This is a genomic window from Campylobacter sp. 2018MI10 (assembly GCF_018501175.1).
Lineage (GTDB): Bacteria > Campylobacterota > Campylobacteria > Campylobacterales > Campylobacteraceae > Campylobacter_E.
The window spans coordinates 1-20393 of sequence record NZ_JAHCZD010000018.1 but is presented as its reverse complement, the minus strand read 5'-3'; the positions used below and the strand labels follow the sequence as shown (position 1 = coordinate 20393).

The window sequence follows — 20393 nt, the reverse complement described above, 5'->3', positions numbered from 1 at the left end:
TTAATTGCTAAACATAAAATCAATTTCCATTAATTCACATCTTCCATTATTGCAAGTATTTGCATTATTTGGATTTAAGAAATTACCATTACCCCTTCTAAAACTACCATCTCCGGTGCAATCAAACTGATTTAAGTATTCTCCTAATACATTATCTCTATTTCCAACTAAACCAATTAAAGTTAATGCCTCTATTTGATATCTTCCATTTGCCGTAACAGAAAGCTCTAAACTTCTTAAATTATTAGCAGGTCTTACTAATTCTAAATATTCTTGTTCGCTTATATTTTCATTATTTGTTGGAATTACCACAACCCCGTGATTTGTAATAACTATAGGAATAGCGTGAGCTCTACCATTACTAAGGCTTACTAAAGCTATATATAAAGAACCAGCAGGAGAACGAGTAAGTCTTATTAATTCTCTACCAATATCATCTCCAGTATAAACTGAACTTAAACTCCAATCAAATCTTGGCAATATATTTCTAGTTAAAGCCCAAATCGCCCTAACTCCTCTATGATAAATTGGCTCTCCAAAAACCAACTCATTTCCCCAAAAGTTAAAAGCTCCTTGCATTAGATTATATAATGCTGGATTTCTTCTTTGAAAAGATACAAAAGGACTCCTATGATCGCTATAATCAAATAAATAACCTTGATTATTATTTTCTAGTTCAGGATTATATGGATATACTTGAGTTAATAAAGATACTATTTCAAAAGTTTGCAGCATACAAATTCCACAAATTCCACTAGCATCATTACTACTATCACTTGTTCTTGTTATCGCATAAAGTCTTCTTATCCAATTCTCATCTAAAACATTAAAATTAGCTAAGTTAAAGAAATTTAAATCTCTTTTTACTCTTCTTTCATTTCCACATTTGTGCGAATTAAATCCCGCATTTCTATAATTAAAATTCCATAAATCATACACACTACTATCAAAGAAAAATTGAGTATTCTTTAATGAACTTCCCGCAAGATTAATTTTATAATAATCTTTTGTAACTACGAATAATTTACCTAAATCACTGCCCCTTGCAACTTCTAAAATATTATTTTTACCATCAAAAATAAAAGAACCATCAAATAAATTTAAATTCCAATAAAAATCATTCTCTCTATCTTCAAAATTACATTTCTCGAACCTTAAATAACTAGCATTTAAATTAGATAAATTAGTCTTTAAACATTCAAAATTACCATTGTTATATAAAGCAATTTTACCTGAACTAAAATCATAATAAAAATTAGTTGGATTGGTTTTATTCGCATTATTTTTACCCAAATAATACTTAGTTCTAACTCCACTTGTTCTATTTTCTACATAAAAATATATTGGTGTTTTTAAAGCGTAATTTACAGGTGGCGCAATAGCTTCAAGCCATTCTTTCATAACGCCTTCAAAAATTTTTATTTTATTACCAAAATTATTTTTAGTAGCCACTAATAAAAAGTTCTTTTCTGTGATTTTCATATTTGAAAATGCCTTTAAGCTAAAAGCATCATTATTAATATCAAACCATTGAGATTTATCGTTTAATACACAAGGGCGAAGTTCTACATAATCACTCCCCATCTTGCCATTTTTCATTCTATCCCCAAGCGACGCACAAACCCAACTATCATTATATCTAAACGCAAGTCTTTTATATACATCATATCTTGTGATACTTGAGTTCTTGCAATCTTGCATACCTACTAGCAATCTTCCATCAGCTAACTTAGGACTAAGACAAAATAATTTTCCATCGTGTGCTTGAACAAATAATCTTGAATCTTGAATTTTATCAGCCTTATGTTGAGCAATAGAATCAGCAAAAAGTATTATATTTAATAAAAATATAACTAATATTTTCTTCATATTTTCTCCTTTTTTATATTATATAATAAAAATTATTATTAAGGAAAGCAAATGTTAGTTAAATACGATAGTTTTTATCCTAATTTAAATAAATCAGTTTTTGTAGCAAATGGAGCTAAAATCATTGGAGATACTACAATTGATGAATATTCATCAATATGGTTTAATGCAGTTATTCGTGCAGATGTAGCTAATATAAAAATAGGAAAATACACAAATATCCAAGATAATTCTACAATTCATGTAGCAAGAGCTTTATATGATGAACTAGGAGTTGAGATTAGTCCTAAAACACCTTGCATAATAAAGGATTTTGTAACCATTGGACATAACTCTATAATCCACGCTTGCACGATAAATTCCAATGTATTAGTAGGAATGGGAAGCGTGATTATGGATGGGGCGGTTATTAATGAAAACTCAATAATAGGTGCAAATTCATTAGTAACTAAAAATAAAGTTTTTCCACCAAATTCATTAATTCAAGGAAGTCCTGCAAAAGTTGTTAGAGAATTAAGCAATGAAGAAATAAAAGCTATTAAAAACCAAGCTTTAGAATATGCAGAAGTTAGTAAAAAATATCTGGAAAATTCTTAAAATCAAATTCCTTAAAATTTTAAGGAATTTAAATATTTTTTCATTTTATTTGCAAAAATACTTGCAAACTCTGGCTTTTTATCAAAATACAAAGCAGGTTCAATACATTCAATTTCATTTATATAAAACCTATCAGCCAAAAATATATCACACCTTGCATAAAAGCTATCTTTTGGAATATATTTGCTAGCTAAAGATATAAGCTCATCGCTTGGATTAAAATCATCTATTTTTACACCATAATTATAGTTTGCTCTAAAATCATTATTTTTAGTTCTTAAAATACTATATTGATATGCCCCTTCAAAAAATACCAAACAAGCTTCGCTATTGTGGTTAATGTATTCTTGAATTAAGGCTTTATCTTTATAAAATTGTAAATTAATATCATCATTAAACCTTGCTACACCATTTCCGCTTTGACCTATTAAGGGTTTTATGATTTGATTTGGCTTTAATTTTATATCTTTAATATCTACAATATTAGATTTTACAGCGTCTTTTATATCTAGTAAATATGATTTATCTAAGTTTTTTCTAATTAATTTTGTATTATTTATTAAAATAATATTATTTAACTCACAAAAATCTAAAAATCTCAAAAACTCATCTACTTTAAGAGAATAATCCCAAACACCAAGTGGCAAAATAACACAATCTTTTAAATTCTCATACTCTTGCCACACAAAAAACTCACATTCAAAATCCAAGCTCAAAAACTCATTTTTAAGTATTCTAAGACCTATAGAACCTTCTTTATAAATATCTTGCATTGCTATATAAATTTTCATTTTGTTCCTAAAAGTGATATTAAAGGCTTATTTTCATCAGCTAAAACATTTACACTTACATCATATAAATCTTTTAACATTTGCTTTGTGATAATGTCATTTGCTAAACCTTTTTGATAAACTAAATTTTTATGTAAAACTATAAGCTCATCGCAAAACCTTGAAGCTAAATTTAAATCGTGCAAAACAACAATACTAATTAAGTTTTTAGTATAGGTTTGCTCCTTTAAAGCTTCAAGCAATAAGCATTGATAATGCAAATCTAAAGCACTCACAGGCTCATCAAGTAATAATACTTTTGGCTCTTTTGCTAACACTTGAGCAAAACTTATCATCTGCCTTTGTCCGCCTGAAAGTGCGTTTATATTTTTATTAGCTAAATGATTAATATTTAAACCCTTCATTATATTCAATGCAAATTCTAATTCTTCATCTTTTATAAAAAGCCCTAATTTTTTTAATTTTCCAAGCAAAACTACTTCTAAAGCACTAAGATTTGCATTAGAATTAAAATCTTGCAACATATAAGCAATATTGTTTTGCCAAGATTTATAAGTTTTTTTATTTAAAATAAAATCATCTAAACTAATTTTTCCATCTGCTTTTACTCTGCCAAAAATAGCATCTAAAAGCGAACTTTTACCAGCACCATTTGCACCTATTATTGCATATATTTTTCCATTTTCAAATTCTAAATTGATTTTATCTAATATTAAATTATTAGCTCTTTTAACATTTACATCTTTTAAGATTAGCATACCCTTCTCCTACTATATACTATAAAAAAGAAAAATGGCACTCCAACAAAAGAAGTAACAATTCCAATAGGAAATAAAGTCCCTATTACTATAATCTTTGAAATCACAGAAGAAAAACTTAAAAATACAGCACCAATTAACATAGATGTAAACATATAAAATCTTTGGTCTTCTCCTACAAGCATTCTAGCTATATAAGGAGATACAAGCCCAATAAATCCAATAACTCCTACAAAAGAAATAGCCGTTGCACTCATAATTGATACAATTAGCAATGCTTTAAATCTAAGATAAGATAAATTAACGCCCAAAACTTCAGCCCTATTTTCACCTAGTCTAAAAGCACACAACGCCCAACTATCCTTTATAAGTAAAATAACACAAATAATCGTAACCACTCCAACTATAATTACATTAGTCCAATTTGATTTTTGAAGTGAGCCAAAAAGCCAAAAAACAATTTGTTGAGAAATTTCAGGAGCACTTATGTATTGCACTAAAGATAACAATGATTGAAATAAAAATAAAAGCGCAATACCTACTAAAATTAACATTTCAGAACTAAAAGCTCTTGATTTTGCAAACAAAAACAAAACACTAGAACAAACCATAGTCATAGTAAATGCACCAAGTGGAACAGCAAAATAAAGACTAATTCCTGCAAATCCAAATGCAATCACAAGTGAAGCTCCAAAACCAGCCGCAGCAGCTAGTCCTAAAGTATATGGACTTGCCATAGGATTGTTAAGTAAAGTTTGAATTAATGCTCCACCATAACCTAAAGCAGCACCCACAACTAAAGCCATAACAGCCATAGGTAATCTTAATGAATGTGTGATTATATACGATGTATTATCAACTTCAATATCAATAAAAAACGCTTTTAAAATTGATTTTACAACTTCAATAGGACTTATCATAGATGGACCTACAGCTATATCACACACAAAACCTAAAATACCCAAAAATATAAAAAATACAATAATTACAAATTTTTTTCGCTCATATTTTCTATGAGCGATTATTTCTTTACTTAAATTCATCTTTTATCACTTAGCTTGGATACCAAAAGAACCTGTTGGAATTATCGGAAGATATTTTTTGTGATAATCAATATAAGTTTTAATAGGGTCTATATCTTTGAATAAATCAGGATATAAAGCTTTAGCAATAAATTGCACCATAGAAGCATCAACTAGTGTTCTACTAGCTCCTTGATATACTGCAAAAAGTCTATTATCTTTTATAGCTGGCAAACTATCCCAACCTGCTCTAGTTTTAAAACCATTTAGCCTTTTATTTGCTTCTTCTTCATTAATTCCAATACCCATTACCATAGCTTCTGGATTTTTCTTAAGTTCAGTTTCACGACCAGCAATTATTATTACATCAGGCTTACTTGCTAAAACTTCTTCAGGATGAATTGACATCCATTTTTCTACAAGTGGTGCTGCTATATTATCCCCACCTGCAAGGTCAATTAAAGCACCCCACATATCTTTACCAAAAGTATAACTATGCTCTTTTGGACCAAGATTTCCAAATTCTATATAAATTTTTGGCTTTTTAAGATTTGCTTTTTTAATTCTTTCTTGCACATCATCAATTATGCCTTTATAAAAACTTATAAGCTCATTTGCTCTTGCTTCGTTATTTGTAATTTTTCCTATAACTTCGGTGCTTCTTATGTGTCTTTCAACACTTTCGCGGTTGTAATCAAGTATTACAATAGGAATATTTGCTTTATTAATTGGTTCAAGCTGGTCTTTTATCATCTCATATTGCCAATCAGCTAATACTAATAAATCAGGTTTTAAAGATAATACCTTTTCAACCGAAAATGTACTTAGCTCAACTTCTCCAACATCAGCTATATTATTTAACTCCGGTAAGACTTTAATATAAGCGTCCCAGCTAGCAGGAGTCCAACCAGTCCAAACTTCCTTAGAAAATCCTACTACATTTTTTAAAGCGTCCTTACCACCTACTGCTAAAAAGTCAGTATAGTAAAATCCAAGAACTATTCTTTTAGCAGGTAAATCAACCTTAACTTCTCTATCTAAAACATCTTTAATTACTTCCACTTTAGCATTAGCACCAACACATAAAACACTCGCCACAACTAAGCTTTTTAATAAGCCTTTAAACATTAGTTCTCCTTAATAATGATAATAAGAACTAATATTTTAAATAAAAAATATTAATAATAATTATTAATTTTAAAATTTTAAATACTTCTTAGTTTTTTAATCTCATCTCTATAAAATGCTGCTTGTTCAAAATCAAGCTCTTTTGCTGCTAGGTGCATTTTTTCTCTTAATTCATTTACTAATTTAGCCCGCTCATTTGCTGGCATTTTTTCTATTTTTGATTTTTTTATAGAAACATTATCTTCGTTTTGTTTTAAAGTCTTTTCTAATTTTCGCTCAACACTTCTTGGAGTAATTCCGTGCAATTTATTATAAGCTTGTTGCAAGCTTCTTCGCTCACTCGTAATATCTATTGCTTCTTGCATTGATTTTGTGATTTTTTTAGCATATAAAATTACTTTTCCATTGACATTTCTAGCTGCTCTTCCCATTGTTTGAATTAAACTCGTAGTTGAGCGTAAAAAGCCTTCCTTATCAGCGTCTAAAATAGCTATAAGACTAACTTCAGGTAAGTCAAGTCCTTCACGAAGCAAGTTAATTCCAATTAGCACATCAAAATCTGCATTTCTAAGAGAAATTATTAATTCATTTCGCTCAATTGCATCAATATCTGAATGCATATATTTACATTTGATACCTAATTCTGTGTAGTATCTTTGCAATTCTTCTGCCATTTTTTTTGTAAGTGTTGTGATTAATACACGCTCATTTCTAGCAATCACCTTTTTAATCTCATCATATAAATGCTCTATTTGGTTTTCGCTATCAATTATGCTAATTTCAGGGTCAAGCAGTCCTGTTGGACGCATAATTTGCTGATAAACACACTCTCCACTAAGCTCAAGCTCTAATTCAGCAGGGGTTGCACTCACAAATAAAAAAAAGCAATCTTTATTAATAAACTCATCAAATTGTAATGGTCTATTATCTAAAGCACTTGGCAATCTAAAGCCGTATTCAACTAGCACTTCTTTTCTAGCTCTATCGCCTGCAAACATTCCCCTAAATTGTGGCAAACTAACATGGCTTTCATCTACAATTACTAAAAATGGCTTTTGTTTTATTTTAAAATAATCAAATAAAGTATAAGGAGTTTCTCCTGCATTAAGCCCACTTAAATGTCTTGAATAATTTTCTATTCCTTTAGTCATTCCTGTAGTTTCTAGCATTTCTAAATCAAATTCAACTCGCTGTTCTAAGCGTTGTGCTTCTAATAATTTGCCTTGTTTTTTAAAATATTCTAATCTTTCATCAAGCTCATCTTTAATATCTTTACAAGCTCTTTTAAGCGTTGGAGTAGCGACTATAAATTGATTTGCAGCATAAAGTGTGAATTTATTTAAATCTTTGATTTTTTTATTATCAAAAGTATTAAAAGTATAAATCTTTTCTAATTCATCATCAAAAAATTCTAAGCGAATTGCATCATCTTCATAATAAGCTGGATAAATATCTATAATATCTCCATTTACACGGAAATTCCCCCTATCAAAAAACGCATCATTTCTACTATATCCCATAGCTACTAAATGAAGTAATAATTCTTTTTGTTTATAGCATTTGCCTATTTCAAAAAATTCTACCATATCAATATATTCAGCAGGATTTCCTAATCCATAATTAGCACTTACACTTGCAATACAAACGCAATCATCGTATGCTAAAAGCGAAGCAGTTGAGCTTAAACGAAGCCTTTCTAAATCATTATTAACCGAGCTATCTTTTTCTATAAATGTATCAGTTCTAGGAATATAAGCTTCAGGTTGATAATAATCATAATAGCTTATGAAATACTCCACATGATTATTCGCAAAAAAGCCTTTAAATTCGCTATATAATTGCGCACAAAGTGATTTGTTATGGCTCATTATTAAAGTAGGCATTTTAAGTTTATTTATCACATTTGCCATTGTAAAGGTTTTACCCGAGCCTGTAACTCCTAAAAGAGTTTGATATTTTTGTCCGTTTTTTACACCATTTACAATTTTTTCTATTGCTTGTGCTTGGTCAGGTGATGGTTTATAATTACTAATTAACTCAAACATTTTAATCCTAAAAAATAATTTTTATTATTATATTAACTATAAATAATTAAAATCACAGCTTTAAAATTTGATTAAGGATAAACAAAATGAGCGATAACATAACAAGCACACTAAGTAATAAAATAGTAGAATTAATGGAAAAATATAAATATTTAGTAAGCGAAAACGAAAGACTTATGAATGAATTAACTCAAGCAAAAGCTAAATGTGAAGCACAATCGTATGAAATCAGTAAATTAGAAGAAGAGTTATTAAATAAAAATCTAATTGAAGAAGAAACCTTAAAAGCAATAGAGCAAGTGCTTGGAAACAACAACTAAATTTACGATAACCTTAGGAGCTAGGGGCTATAATTTTAATGTTCCATCTAAAGAATTTTTAGCTTATTTAAATGATGATATAAATAAGCTAAAAAACCCTACAAAAAATATAGAAATACCACAATTTATTAATTTATATCTTAAAAAAAGTTACTCACACTTTCAATTAGTGCAAGAATTTGAAAAAATACAAGAAGAAAATTCACAACTTAAAGAAGAAAATGTAAATCTTAAATCAGAATTGCAAAGACAAAAAGAAGATTTAATAAATATTATAAATATTCTTAACAATAAAGGAAAAATAGATGAAAAAAGCATTTAGTATGATAGAAATGATTTTTGCTATTGCTGTTATAGGAATATTAGCAGGAATTGCAATTCCTAAAATGATGGCTAATAAAGACACAGCACATATAGTGCAATTAAAAGAGCAAGTTGAAGCTATTAGAAAAGGTATTGAAGCCTACGCTGGAAATACTTATATAGAAAAAGGCATTAAAGAATATCCTAGTATATTATGCTCTATTACCAGTAGCACAATAGATACAACTTATCCTTGTAAGGGTGCTCCTGCTTTTGCTGATGAGGTAGCAAAAGGAATTAATAGAAGAGCTAAAAATTCGGTTGGCTGGGATAATAATAACAATGATTTATTATTTGTTACAAAACCTAAAGAAAATACAGCAGTATTTTTTAAATACGATGCAAATGATGGAAGCTTTAAATGTGATAAAAGTAAGGTCTTAAGCGGTTGGAAAGCAGAAGATTGTTCTATAATAGGAGAATAAGATGAAAAAAGCTATGAGTATGATGGAAATTATATTTGTAATAGTTATTATTGGTATATTAGCTGGAGTTGCTATTCCTAAATTATTTGTAGGTCGTGATGATGCACAAATATTAAAACTAAAAGAAGAATATGTTTTGATAATTACTAATCTAGAACAGTATTCACAAAGTATGCTTTACGAAGAAGGTTCAAAAAAATTCCCTAAGAATTTATATTTTGGAAATCAAACAGGAATTGTTACAGATAAGGATAATATAGTATTTAATAGATTAAAAGAATGCAACCCATCTAAAACTAATGCACCTTGTTGGATTTCGGTCAATGATGGATATGGTAAAAGTACCGTATCTTTTTATTTTAATAATAAAAAAAGTATTGATTTTAAATATTCACAAACTGACAAAAGTTTAAATTGTCAAAATGTAAATGAATGCAATAAATTAAAAATAGGAAAATAAAGTGAAAAAAGCCTTTACTATGATAGAGTTAATATTTGCGATAGTTATTATCGGGATATTATCGGCTGTAGCTTTACCTAATTTTTTTGATTTAAAATTTAAATCTGATATAGCTAGCTTAAAATCAGAAATTGAAGGTATTAATGGCAAAATTAACGCTCAACTACTAAAAAATGTAATGGTAGGACAAGTATCAAGTTTTGAAACTTTGGATAATTTAAATTCTTCTGGAAAACCAATTGAACCTGATAAAATTTTTACAGCTTTATTTAAAGATGGCTTAGATAGAGGAGATGAGAATAAAGGTTGGCTTTTTTTAGCAAGAACAATAGCTACAAGCGATAAAGCATACTCTGCTTGGACTGATTTATATAACCCAGCTTATAAACCAGATAAAGATTTTCAAGATTACTTAGATAAAGAAAAAAAAGATAGTAAGTTCATAGATAAAGAAAAAATGGAACTATATAAATACACATTTAATTCTAATATATATTATAAATTTATTTATAGAAGTATAAAATCAGAATTAATATGTGTAGAAGCAGTATGTAATAAATGTAATAAGAAAAGAATTGATTCTATCAATAATATAATTTCTTGTATTAAACCAGCTTCTTGATGAATTATTACAAAGTAGCGATTTTAGGACATAATTTAGAAACTTTAACCTATGAAAGTGATGAAGAAATTAAACCATTTTCAAAGGTTGAAGTAAAATTACATAATAAAAATTGTCTTGCAATTGTTATTAATAAATGTGAAAAGCCAACTTTTAACACCAAACAAATAATAAGTATTTTCAATGAATTTCTAACTGATAATCAAATGAAATTAGCAGAATTTATGAGTAAATATTACGCTGCTAATATATCTTTATGTCTTGATAGTTTTATACTAAGCAAAAATATATCTAATACTAAAAATAATTTAAATATAAATATAAATTTACAACTAAATGAAAAACAACTTTTGTGTCTAAATAGCTTACAAAATAATAAAATGAATTTGGTTTTTGGAGATACAGGAAGTGGAAAAACTGAAATATATGCAAAATTAATTCAAGAATGCCTTAATGAAGGAAAACAAGCATTGTTTTTAATGCCAGAAATCAGCCTAACTCCACAAATGCAAAAAAGAATGAAAGTATATTTTAAAGATTTATTCATTACTTGGCATAGCAAAATTACTAAGGCTAAAAAACAAAAAGATTTAATAGAATTTGAATTAGGAAATAAGCCTTTAGTAATTGGTGCTAGGTCAGCACTTTTTTTACCTTTTAGTAATTTAGGATTAATTATCGTAGATGAAGAACACGATAATTCGTATAAATCTTCAAAATATCCATGTTATAACGCAAGAGATTTGGCAATTTATCTAGCAAGTATTACAAATGCAAAAATCATTTTAGGCTCTGCAACACCAAGTCTTCAAAGTTTTTATAATCAAAATATAAATAAATTTAGATTAAAAGGCACATATTTTCAAAGCGAAAAAGAAATTCTTTTTGACGATAGTCTTGAGACACCTAGCTCTAATTTACTTGATTTATTAGAAGATAATTTAAATAAAAAAGAGCAAAGTATGATATTTTTACCAGTGCGTGGTAATTATCGTCAAGTTGTATGCAAGGATTGTAATTCAAGAAAAGTTTGTCCTAATTGCTCTGTGGCAATGAGTTTACACAATAAAACATATAAATGCCATTATTGTGGTAAAAAAGAGTATTTAAAAAATACCTGTGATAATTGCGGTAGCGAAATATTAGAAAGCAAAATAATAGGAACAGCTCAATTATGCGAAGAATTAAAAAAGGCTTTACCTAATGCAAATATTGCAAAATTAGATAGCGATGAATTAAGCTCGGCAACTAAACTTAAAGAAATACTAGAAGAATTTGAGTTAGGAAATATAGATATTTTAGTAGGAACTCAACTAATATCAAAAGGACACGATTATAAAAATGTTACATTTTGTGCTATTTTAGGACTTGATGAATATTTATTCTACCCTGATTATAAAGCTCGTGAAAATACACTTGCTCTTGCTATTCAAGTAGCTGGTCGTGCAGGAAGAAGCAAAAAAGCTAAAGTGTTAATAAATACTCAAAATAAAGATTTTTTTGAAAAATATTTACAAAATTATGATGAATTTTTAGAAGATGAGAAATTTTTTAGAACTAATTATCCACCATTTAAAAGACTATTAAGATTAATTATTGCATCAAAAAACGAAATAGAAGCAAGTAATTTATGTGAAGACTTGGCAAATCATTTAAAAAATAGTAAAGAAAACGATAATGATTATGAAATAATAGGCTATGGAAAATGTGCTATAGAAAAAATTAACAATAATTATAGATATTATATTTTGCTCCGTTCAAATAAAAAAATGTTACTAAGTAACCTAGCCTTGCACTACAAACAGTTACAAAAAGTAACAATTGATATAGACCCTATACATTTTTCTTGACAAAACTACTTTTTTATTATCTAAAGCATTTATAATCTTTTTAAAAATTTTAAAGGAGTTAATATGGCATTTTTAGAAGAATACCAAAAATTAGTTGAAGAGCGTGCTGCTCTTAATGTCCCTGCATTGGTTTTAAATGTAGCTCAGACAAAACAATTATGTGAGCTTTTAGAAAACAACAATAAAAATAGCGAAAAATTAAAAGATTTATTAGCTAATCGTGTTGGTGTTGGTGTTGATGATTCTGCGCTTATTAAATGTGATTTCTTAGAAAAAATACTATTTAACAATAGTAAATGCACCTGTATAAATAAATCTGAAGCAATATCAATGCTAAGCACAATGCTTGGAGGTTATAATGTAAGAGTATTACTTAAAGCTTTAGAAAACAATGAAATTGCAGAACTTGCTGCAAATGCTTTAACTAATATTATTTTCGTTCATGATGGTTTTGATAAAGTTGCTGAATTACATAAAAAAGGAAATAAATTCGCAACCAAAGTTCTAACAAGTTGGGCTAATGCAGAATGGTTTATTAAAAGACCTGAAGTAGCATCTGAAATTGAATGCGTTTGCTTTAAAGTAAATGGAGAAACAAATACAGATGATTTAAGTCCAGCAAGTGAAGCATTTACTAGAAGTGATATTCCTTTACACGCACAAGCAATGCTAGTTAGAAGACAACCAGGTAGTATTGAAAAAATAGAAGAACTTAAAAAATCTGGCATTCAAGTAGCTTATGTAGGTGATGTTGTAGGAACTGGCTCAAGCCGTAAATCAGCAATAAATTCAGTTCAATGGCACATAGGTGAAGATATAAAAGGAGTTCCAAATAAACGCACAGGCGGTGTGATTTTAGGACAAACTATTGCTCCAATTTTTTTCAATACCGCTCAAGATAGTGGTGCTTTACCAATAGTTTGTGATGTTACAAATCTTGAAATGGGAGATAGATTTGTTGTTGATATTGCAAACGGACAAATTAAAAAAGATGGTAAAGTTGTTTCAACTTTTGAAATAAATCCAAATACTCTTTTAGACGAAGTTCGTGCAGGTGGCAGAATTCCACTAATCGTAGGTCGTGGATTATGTGCTAAAGCTAGAGATGTTTTAGGTATGCCAAAAGAAGAAATATTTAAAAAACCATCTCAACCTGAAGTAAAAGTTAAAGGTTATACATTAGCTCAAAAAATGCTAGGTCGTGCTTGTGGTTTAGAAGGCGTTGTTCCTGGAATGTATATAGAGCCAAAAACTACAACAGTTGGTAGTCAAGATACAACAGGACCAATGACAAGAGATGAGATTAAAGAACTTGCTAGCTTAGGATTTAATGCTGATTTTGTATTACAAAGTTTTTGCCATACAGCAGCATATCCTAAATCAAGCGATGTAACAACACACACAACATTACCACATTTTATGAGTTCAAGAGGTGGGGTTTCACTTAAACCAGGTGATGGGGTAATTCATAGTTGGCTAAATCGTTTTGCTATGCCTGATGAAGTTGGAACTGGAGCTGATTCACATACAAGATTTCCAATAGGTATTAGTTTTCCTGCAGGTTCAGGACTTGTAGCATTTGCTGCTGTAACAGGTGCTATGCCACTTAATGTGCCTGAGAGTATTTTAGTTCGTTTTAAAGGCGAATTACAACCTGGTGTTACATTAAGAGATTTAGTAAATGCAATTCCTTATGTAGCTATAAAAGAAGGTTATTTAACGGTTGAGAAAAAAGGCAAAAAGAATATTTTTGCTGGTAAAGTTTTAGAAATTGAAGGCTTAGAAAATCTAAAAGTAGAACAAGCATTTGAATTAAGCGACGCAAGTGCTGAAAGAAGCGCAGCTGCATGTTGTGTTAATTTAAGTAAAGAAAGCATAGCTGAATATTTAAATTCTAACATAAGCTTAATTGATGCTATGATTGAAGCTGGATATGAAGATAAAAATACACTTTTAAGAAGAAAAGCTAGAATGCAAGAATGGCTTAATAATCCTACATTATTAAGAGCTGATAAAGACGCTAGTTATGAGCATATTTTTGAAATAGATTTAAATACTATAAAAGAGCCTATCCTAGCTTGTCCAAACGACCCTGATGATGTAGCAACTCTTAGTGAAGTATTAGCAGATAGCAAACGCCCACAAAATATTGATGAAGTATTTGTTGGTTCTTGTATGACAAATATAGGACATTATAGAGCTTTAGGAGAAGTTATTAAAGGTAAAGGTATGCTTAAAACTCGTCTATGGGTAGCACCTCCAACAAAAATGGATAAAGCTCAACTAACAAAAGAAGGATATTATTCAATTTATGGTGCAGCAGGTGCTAGAATTGAAGTTCCAGGATGTAGCTTATGTATGGGTAACCAAGCTCGTGTAAATGATGGAGCTGTTGTATTTAGTACAAGCACAAGAAACTTTGATAACAGAATGGGTATAGGCGCTCAAGTTTATTTAGGTAGCGCTGAATTAGCTGCTGTTTGTGCTTTACTTGGTCGCTTACCAAACCCAAGCGAATATTTAGAATTAGTAAATGATAAAATAAGCGATAGCAAAAAAGCTAATATCTACAAATATCTAAACTTCAATGAAATTGAAAACTTTAAAGTAGATTAATAATCTAGGGCATTTTGCCCTAGAACAATTTATTAATAAACTTTTATAATAATTAAGCTAAATCAATAAAACAAACAAAAAAGACAAATATAATCTCATTTAAAAATATTATGAAAGGATTTTTATGGAAAGTTTATATCCATTTGCACTTATTATTCACATTTTTTGTGCGATTATTTTTGTTGGTTATTTGTTTTTTGATGTTGTTATATTTAGTCGTGCTAAGAAAAATCTAAGCCAAGAATTAGCACAACAAATTCAAGAAAGCATAACTAAAAGAGCTATTAAGATTATGCCAATTTGTGTAGTATTGTTAATACTTACAGGCGGTATGATGATGAGTAGATGGGTTGGTAGCGAGATTGGCTTTTTTGACACTACATTTCAGAAAATTTTTATGCTAAAAGTTGCTTTTGCAAGCTTAATTTTTATAATGGTAGCTATTAGTTTAATTTTCAAATTCGTAATCAAAAAACCAAATCCTTTAAATAAAATAATACACCCACTAGCATTAACTCTAGCTATTCTTATTGTGCTTTGTGCTAAGTTAATGTTTTATGTATAAATTAGCAATATCTTTAATATTTTTTAATATAGCTTTATGTTTATACTTTGCTAGTTTAGATGCTTTTTATAGTATCCAACTAGCATTTTATGCTAATTTAATAATTCCATTTCTAAGCTATTTAAGTCTTAAAAAATCATTACCTAAATTCCAAATTGCAAGTAAGCCTAGATTTTTTATACAAAATACAAACCCTATTTATATACCAAAAAAAGGAATTAAAGAGAATTTTAAAGCAATTAAACATTATAAAATATTTATAAATATATATAAGTTTTTAGCCTATGTTTTTTTTATAATACTCGTATTAATATTAATTAATAATAAGCTTTTTAATATAATTGCTTTTTTTGCAAGTTCTTTTGTAATAATTTTAAACTTATTATTAGTAAGGATATTTAAATGATAAAAACAATCAACTCTTTAAGAGCATTATTATTTGCGTCTTTGCTATTGTTTGTAGGAAATTCTTTTTTACTAAGCTCAAATTCTATACTACTAAAAAATCTTGGATATGATGAATTTTATGTAGGATTAGTAAGTTCAAGCATATATTTTGGTGCATTAATTAGCACATTTTTTTCTCATAGTCTAATTCAAAAAGTAGGACATATTAGAAGTTTTGGTTTTTTTACTTCACTATTTGCTATAGCTGCAATTTTGCATATATTTACAAAAGAAATATATTTTTGGGCTATTTTAAGATTTACAATAGGATTTTCATACTATACATTATTAGTAATTATTGAATCTTGGATAAATCAAAAATCAAAAAACGAAATTCGCTCACGAATGCTTTCAATTTATGAAATAGTATTTTACTCTGGATTTGCCATAGGAGTATTATTGTTATATTTTGAACCAGATTACAATAATGTATTTATAATAGCTGTTATAGTGATTTTATTATGTTCGTTACCGCTTAATTTATTAAAAATCAAACAACCTATCCTTAAAGAAAGGCGTAAAATAAGTATCCCAAATATTTTTAATGTATCAAAACTAGCATTTATATCAGCATTTGTTGGTGGCTTTTTAATGAATGGATTTTTTTCTATGTCTCAGACATATTTTCTAGCATTAAATTACAATATTCAAGATATATCTTTGCTAATTTTTACAGCAATGTTAGGCGGATTTATAGCACAATTATTTATAGGTAAATTTTCTGATACTTATGGTAGAAAAATAGCGATTTTATCTTGCGTAATACTTGCATTTTTTGCTAGTTTAGGGCTATATTTTTTAGCAAGTAACAAAATTGCTATATTTATTTTATGCTTTTTCCTTGGAATGGGGCTTTTTTGCGTATATGCTTTAGCACTTGCAAGGGCTAGTGATAGAGCAAAAGAAAGCTCGCAAATGCTTGAAATCGGAAGAACGCTAATGTTTGCTTATGTATCAAGCTCTGTTTTATCTCCTATAATTTTAGGCTTTATGATAAGTAATTTTGGAGCTAATGCTTATATTTTAGTTTATATAGTTTTATTGTTTTTCTTAGCTATTTTTACTCTTACCCAACCAAAAATTGACGCTGTAAATAGAATAGAATTTGAGCAAAAACCAAGTCAATTTGTGCATTTAGGCAACGATGAATAATATAAATACGACTTTAAATTCTTTAGTAAATAGTGATTTAGGACTAAAGCAACAAGGGAATTTAAAACCCAATGTAAAAGATACAAAAGATATTAAAGAACCCTTAAAAGAAGGTAGTTCATTAATCAATGAAGCCTTAAGCGAAGATGAAACACTAGAGCTAGGTCTTAAAAAAATCGTAAATAAATTACTTGATGGAATAAAATCAAGTAAAGATTTAAACCAACTAGGCGAAAATGCAAAAAACATAAATATTTCAAAAAATATTGCTCAAGATATTAAAGAATTAAAAGCAATTTTAAGCAAGGATAAGGATTTAGAAGTATTTGTAAGTAAGCTTGATAATTTATTAAATACCAAAATGCAAGATTCAAAAGCCTTATTTCAAGCTTTAAATAATTCAGGAGTATTTTTAGAGAGCAAACTAAGGGCTAATCTAAACGAACAAGCCTTACCACAAAGCTTTTTTAGGCTTATTTCATTTATGAAAAATATCAAAACAAGTGATTTAAAAAGTGAGATTTTTAAACTCGGTCAAGAGCAAATGAGTGCCGAAAAATCCCTTGAAAAATTAGAAAATTTTATAAATCAAAAATTAGAAAATAAATCAACCCCTACCCCTGTTATAAAAACTTTAGAATTATTAAAAAACGCTAGAGCGTATTTACAAAAAAATACCGAACCACTAAAACTAATTGAAGTAGCAAATAAATTAGAAGATAAAATCAATAAAGAAATAAAAAACCTAATAAATATTGAAGTTAAAAACGATAAAGCAAAAAGCATATTACCAAAATTAGCAAGTTTAAAAGCTGATATTCAAAACATAAAAAATCTAGCAAAAGAAATCATAAACAACCCATCAAATGTGCAAAATAATTATAAAATTTCAAATAATGAGAATAATATTTTAAGCAAACTTGAAAATATTAAAGAAATTCTAAAAAATAATAATGATATTTATACTAAAGATACTAATAAAATTGAAATAAAAACAACAAAAGAATTTGAAAATAAGGAAAATCAAAAAATCAATAATTTAAATTCTAAAACCACAGATGATAAAATAAAAGCTACTGAAAAACCTATAGAAAAATCAAGTGAAGATATAAAAAGTGATTTAAAAGCTTTACAAGATATAACAAAATCTCAAGATATTAAACAAGAATTAAAGTTGTTGAATAATCCAGAAATCAAACAAGCAATCAATCAAAACAATACAATAAGTTCTATTTTAAATAGTGAGAATTTGAGTTTGCAAAATAAAATTGAAAGTTTGACAAAATTACTAAGTGCTAATTTAAAAAATGAAGAAAGTTTTAAAAATTATATAAATACTCAAGAAATAAAAAGCCTAAAAACTCACTTAAATCAAGCCAAAAAAGATATAAATCAGGTTGTAACTAGAACTGCAGAACATATAAACAACTCCATTTCAAACGATGCTAAATCAATACTGCTTCAAACTTCAAAAGTAGCTTTAGCAAAAGATAATAAAGTAGCCTATGATATGAGCCAAAAACTATTAAATCAAATAGAATTAAACCAAATAATATCAGTTGCAAATAATGAAGTAAATACATATTTACCCTACTCTTTAGATGATTTAGATGAATCAAATATTAGTTTTAAAAGTGATAGCGAAGATAAATTTTACGCACAAATTAAGCTAAAATTTAAAAGACTTGGAGCTATTAATATTATGCTTGGTTTAAATCAAGATAAATATTTAGATATTAATATGATGATAGAAAATGATAATTTTAGAGAAATCTTAATCAATCACGCAAGGGGTTTTAAAAAAGATTTAAGAAAAGCTGGTTTAATTACTTCTAATTTCTTTATCAGTAAATTAAGAGAAAGCAAATACGAAGATGAATATACATTAGACTTAGGATTTAATAAAAAAGTATGAGTAAGATAAGAAAAGCCCTAGCCTTAGGCTATAACAAAGATAAAAATAATGCTCCAAAAGTAATGGCAACAGGTAGCGGAGAAATCGCCGAAAGAATTATAAAATTAGCTAACGAGCATAATATTCCTATTAAAGAAGATGAAGAATTATGTGAAGTATTAAGCAAATTAGAATTAGGAGAAGAAATCCCACCTGCAATGTATAAGGCTGTTGCCGAAGTATTTTCATTCATTTATAGAATGTCAAAAGAAATGAAATGATTATTTTTTTAAATATTTAGAATAATATTCAAATTAATAAATATCAAGCTTTTAAAATTATTCCATTAACTTATTTTCATATTTTAATATTATAATTTTTATATAACTTAAAAAATTAAGTTTTATTTAAACTAAAAGGAGAATTTATGGAAAAGTTATCTCGTAGAAGCTTTTTAAAAGGTGCAGCAGGAGTAGCAGCTAGTGCGTCAAGTTTAGGTGCTGTTGATTTTGTAGCAGGTGATCCAATAGGTGCAGTAGATGGATTTAGTGCTACGCACTTTGGAGCTTTTTATCCTATTGTTAAAAATAATAAATTAGAAAGCATAATACCATTTGAAAAAGATGAGTGTCCTACAACATTATTACAAGGAGTTTTATCTAGAACCTATGCTCCAGATAGAATTAAAAACCCAAGCGTTAGAAAAAGTGTTTTAGAAAAAGGATTTGAAAAAGCTCCTAAAAACTTAAGGGGTAAAGAAGAATTTGTTGAGATTACTTGGGAAAAAGCTTATGAATTAGTAGCTAATGAGCTTAAAAGAGTTTATGAAAAATATGGTTCTAATGCTGTTTTTGGTGGTAGTTATGGCTGGTATTGTGTTGGAAATATAAATAACCCACAAAGTTTGCTTGGTAGAATGTTAGCAATTGCTGGTGGATATACCACAAGCACTCTTACATACTCAACTCATTGTATTCGTGCAATTACTCCTTATATTAGTGGTGTTGATGAATCAAATGCTAAGCAAACTTCTTGGGAAAATATATTAGAACATTCAAAAGTAGTTGTAATGTGGTCAGTTGATATAGCAAATACCAACCAAATAGGCTGGGGAGTTCCTATGCATGAAACTTATAGCTATTTAAAACAACTAAAAAAATTAAAAGATGAAGGTAAAATTAGAGTTATAAATATAGACCCTGTGGTAAATCATACAGCAAGATTTTTAGATGCAGAACAAGTATTTATTAATCCTACAACCGATGTTGCCTTAGTAGAAGCAATGTGTTATCATCTAATTAAAAACAATCTTCACGATGAAAAATTCCTTAAAAAATACACGGTAGGATTTGCTAAATTAAAAGAAAGATTATTTGATGAGAATAATCCAAAAACTCCTGAATTAGCAGAAAAAATTACAGGTATAAAAGCAGAAAAAATAAAAGAATTAGCAGAACTTATGGCTAAAA

The 20393-nt window shown here is 28.3% G+C and carries 20 protein-coding genes; 14 read left to right on the top strand and 6 right to left on the bottom strand.

Features of this window, described 5'->3' with window-relative positions:
• Complete coding sequence (locus tag KJR01_RS08045) at window positions 1-1869, bottom strand: DUF1561 family protein (RefSeq protein WP_214118399.1); 1869 nt, start codon at window positions 1867-1869, stop codon at window positions 1-3.
• 51 nt (window positions 1870-1920) lie between these two features.
• Here KJR01_RS08045 and KJR01_RS08040 point away from each other — a divergent pair, with 51 nt between their 5' ends.
• Window positions 1921-2466 (top strand): gamma carbonic anhydrase family protein, encoded by a 546-nt coding sequence (locus KJR01_RS08040; protein ID WP_214118397.1) that lies wholly within the window; start codon window positions 1921-1923, stop codon window positions 2464-2466.
• Between the two features lie 11 nt (window positions 2467-2477).
• On the opposite strand, the gene KJR01_RS08035 is transcribed toward KJR01_RS08040, so the two are convergent.
• From KJR01_RS08035 to uvrB, 5 genes are all read right to left on the bottom strand, one after another.
• Window positions 2478-3257 (bottom strand): ATP-grasp domain-containing protein, encoded by a 780-nt coding sequence (locus KJR01_RS08035; RefSeq protein WP_214118394.1) that lies wholly within the window; start codon window positions 3255-3257, stop codon window positions 2478-2480.
• Window positions 3254-4015 (bottom strand): ABC transporter ATP-binding protein, encoded by a 762-nt coding sequence (locus KJR01_RS08030; RefSeq protein WP_214118392.1) that lies wholly within the window; start codon window positions 4013-4015, stop codon window positions 3254-3256. Before KJR01_RS08030 ends, KJR01_RS08035 begins: the two co-directional genes overlap by 4 nt.
• A complete protein-coding gene (locus KJR01_RS08025; protein ID WP_214118390.1) occupies window positions 4009-5058 on the bottom strand; it encodes a FecCD family ABC transporter permease in 1050 nt (349 codons plus the stop codon). The genes KJR01_RS08030 and KJR01_RS08025 overlap by 7 nt, the downstream gene beginning before the upstream one ends.
• Window positions 5059-5064: 6 nt before the next feature.
• A complete protein-coding gene (locus KJR01_RS08020) occupies window positions 5065-6165 on the bottom strand; it encodes an ABC transporter substrate-binding protein (RefSeq protein WP_214118389.1) in 1101 nt (366 codons plus the stop codon).
• Between the two features lie 77 nt (window positions 6166-6242).
• Window positions 6243-8210 carry an excinuclease ABC subunit UvrB gene (uvrB, locus tag KJR01_RS08015; RefSeq protein WP_214118387.1) on the bottom strand — a complete coding sequence of 656 codons (1968 nt, stop codon included), beginning with the start codon at window positions 8208-8210 and terminating at the stop codon, window positions 6243-6245.
• Between the two features lie 86 nt (window positions 8211-8296).
• Between uvrB and KJR01_RS08010 the strand changes: the two genes are divergently transcribed.
• The 13 genes from KJR01_RS08010 to KJR01_RS07950 form a co-directional block, all read left to right on the top strand.
• Window positions 8297-8530, top strand: a complete 234-nt coding sequence (locus KJR01_RS08010; RefSeq protein ID WP_214118384.1) for a hypothetical protein — start codon at window positions 8297-8299, stop codon at window positions 8528-8530.
• Window positions 8514-8852, top strand: coding sequence for a hypothetical protein (locus tag KJR01_RS08005; RefSeq protein WP_214118382.1), 339 nt, complete (start codon window positions 8514-8516; stop codon window positions 8850-8852). The genes KJR01_RS08010 and KJR01_RS08005 overlap by 17 nt, the downstream gene beginning before the upstream one ends.
• Window positions 8836-9318, top strand: a complete 483-nt coding sequence (locus tag KJR01_RS08000; RefSeq protein ID WP_214118379.1) for a type II secretion system protein — start codon at window positions 8836-8838, stop codon at window positions 9316-9318. Before KJR01_RS08005 ends, KJR01_RS08000 begins: the two co-directional genes overlap by 17 nt.
• Window position 9319: 1 nt before the next feature.
• The gene (locus KJR01_RS07995) at window positions 9320-9778 is read left to right on the top strand and encodes a prepilin-type N-terminal cleavage/methylation domain-containing protein (RefSeq protein ID WP_214118377.1); all 459 of its coding nucleotides are present in this window, start codon (window positions 9320-9322) and stop codon (window positions 9776-9778) included.
• 1 nt (window position 9779) lies between these two features.
• On the top strand, window positions 9780-10400 hold the full coding sequence (locus KJR01_RS10275; RefSeq protein ID WP_350028236.1) for a type II secretion system protein: 621 nt from the start codon (window positions 9780-9782) through the stop codon (window positions 10398-10400).
• A complete protein-coding gene (locus tag KJR01_RS07985; RefSeq protein ID WP_214118375.1) occupies window positions 10400-12250 on the top strand; it encodes a primosomal protein N' in 1851 nt (616 codons plus the stop codon). Before KJR01_RS10275 ends, KJR01_RS07985 begins: the two co-directional genes overlap by 1 nt.
• Before the next feature lie 63 nt (window positions 12251-12313).
• On the top strand, window positions 12314-14866 hold the full coding sequence (locus KJR01_RS07980) for a bifunctional aconitate hydratase 2/2-methylisocitrate dehydratase (protein WP_214118373.1): 2553 nt from the start codon (window positions 12314-12316) through the stop codon (window positions 14864-14866).
• Window positions 14867-14990: 124 nt separating this feature from the next.
• A complete protein-coding gene (locus KJR01_RS07975) occupies window positions 14991-15431 on the top strand; it encodes a copper resistance protein CopD (protein ID WP_214118371.1) in 441 nt (146 codons plus the stop codon).
• Window positions 15424-15837 (top strand): hypothetical protein, encoded by a 414-nt coding sequence (locus KJR01_RS07970; protein WP_214118369.1) that lies wholly within the window; start codon window positions 15424-15426, stop codon window positions 15835-15837. The genes KJR01_RS07975 and KJR01_RS07970 overlap by 8 nt, the downstream gene beginning before the upstream one ends.
• Window positions 15834-17030: an MFS transporter gene (locus KJR01_RS07965; RefSeq protein WP_214118368.1), complete on the top strand. Its 1197-nt coding sequence runs from the start codon at window positions 15834-15836 to the stop codon at window positions 17028-17030. Before KJR01_RS07970 ends, KJR01_RS07965 begins: the two co-directional genes overlap by 4 nt.
• Window positions 17023-18945, top strand: coding sequence for a hypothetical protein (locus tag KJR01_RS07960; RefSeq protein ID WP_214118365.1), 1923 nt, complete (start codon window positions 17023-17025; stop codon window positions 18943-18945). The genes KJR01_RS07965 and KJR01_RS07960 overlap by 8 nt, the downstream gene beginning before the upstream one ends.
• Window positions 18942-19205 (top strand): FlhB-like flagellar biosynthesis protein, encoded by a 264-nt coding sequence (locus KJR01_RS07955; protein WP_214118364.1) that lies wholly within the window; start codon window positions 18942-18944, stop codon window positions 19203-19205. Before KJR01_RS07960 ends, KJR01_RS07955 begins: the two co-directional genes overlap by 4 nt.
• A gap of 146 nt (window positions 19206-19351) precedes the next feature.
• Window positions 19352-20393, top strand: a 1042-nt coding sequence (locus KJR01_RS07950; RefSeq protein WP_214118361.1) for a molybdopterin-dependent oxidoreductase, incomplete at its 3' end; no start/stop codon positions are given.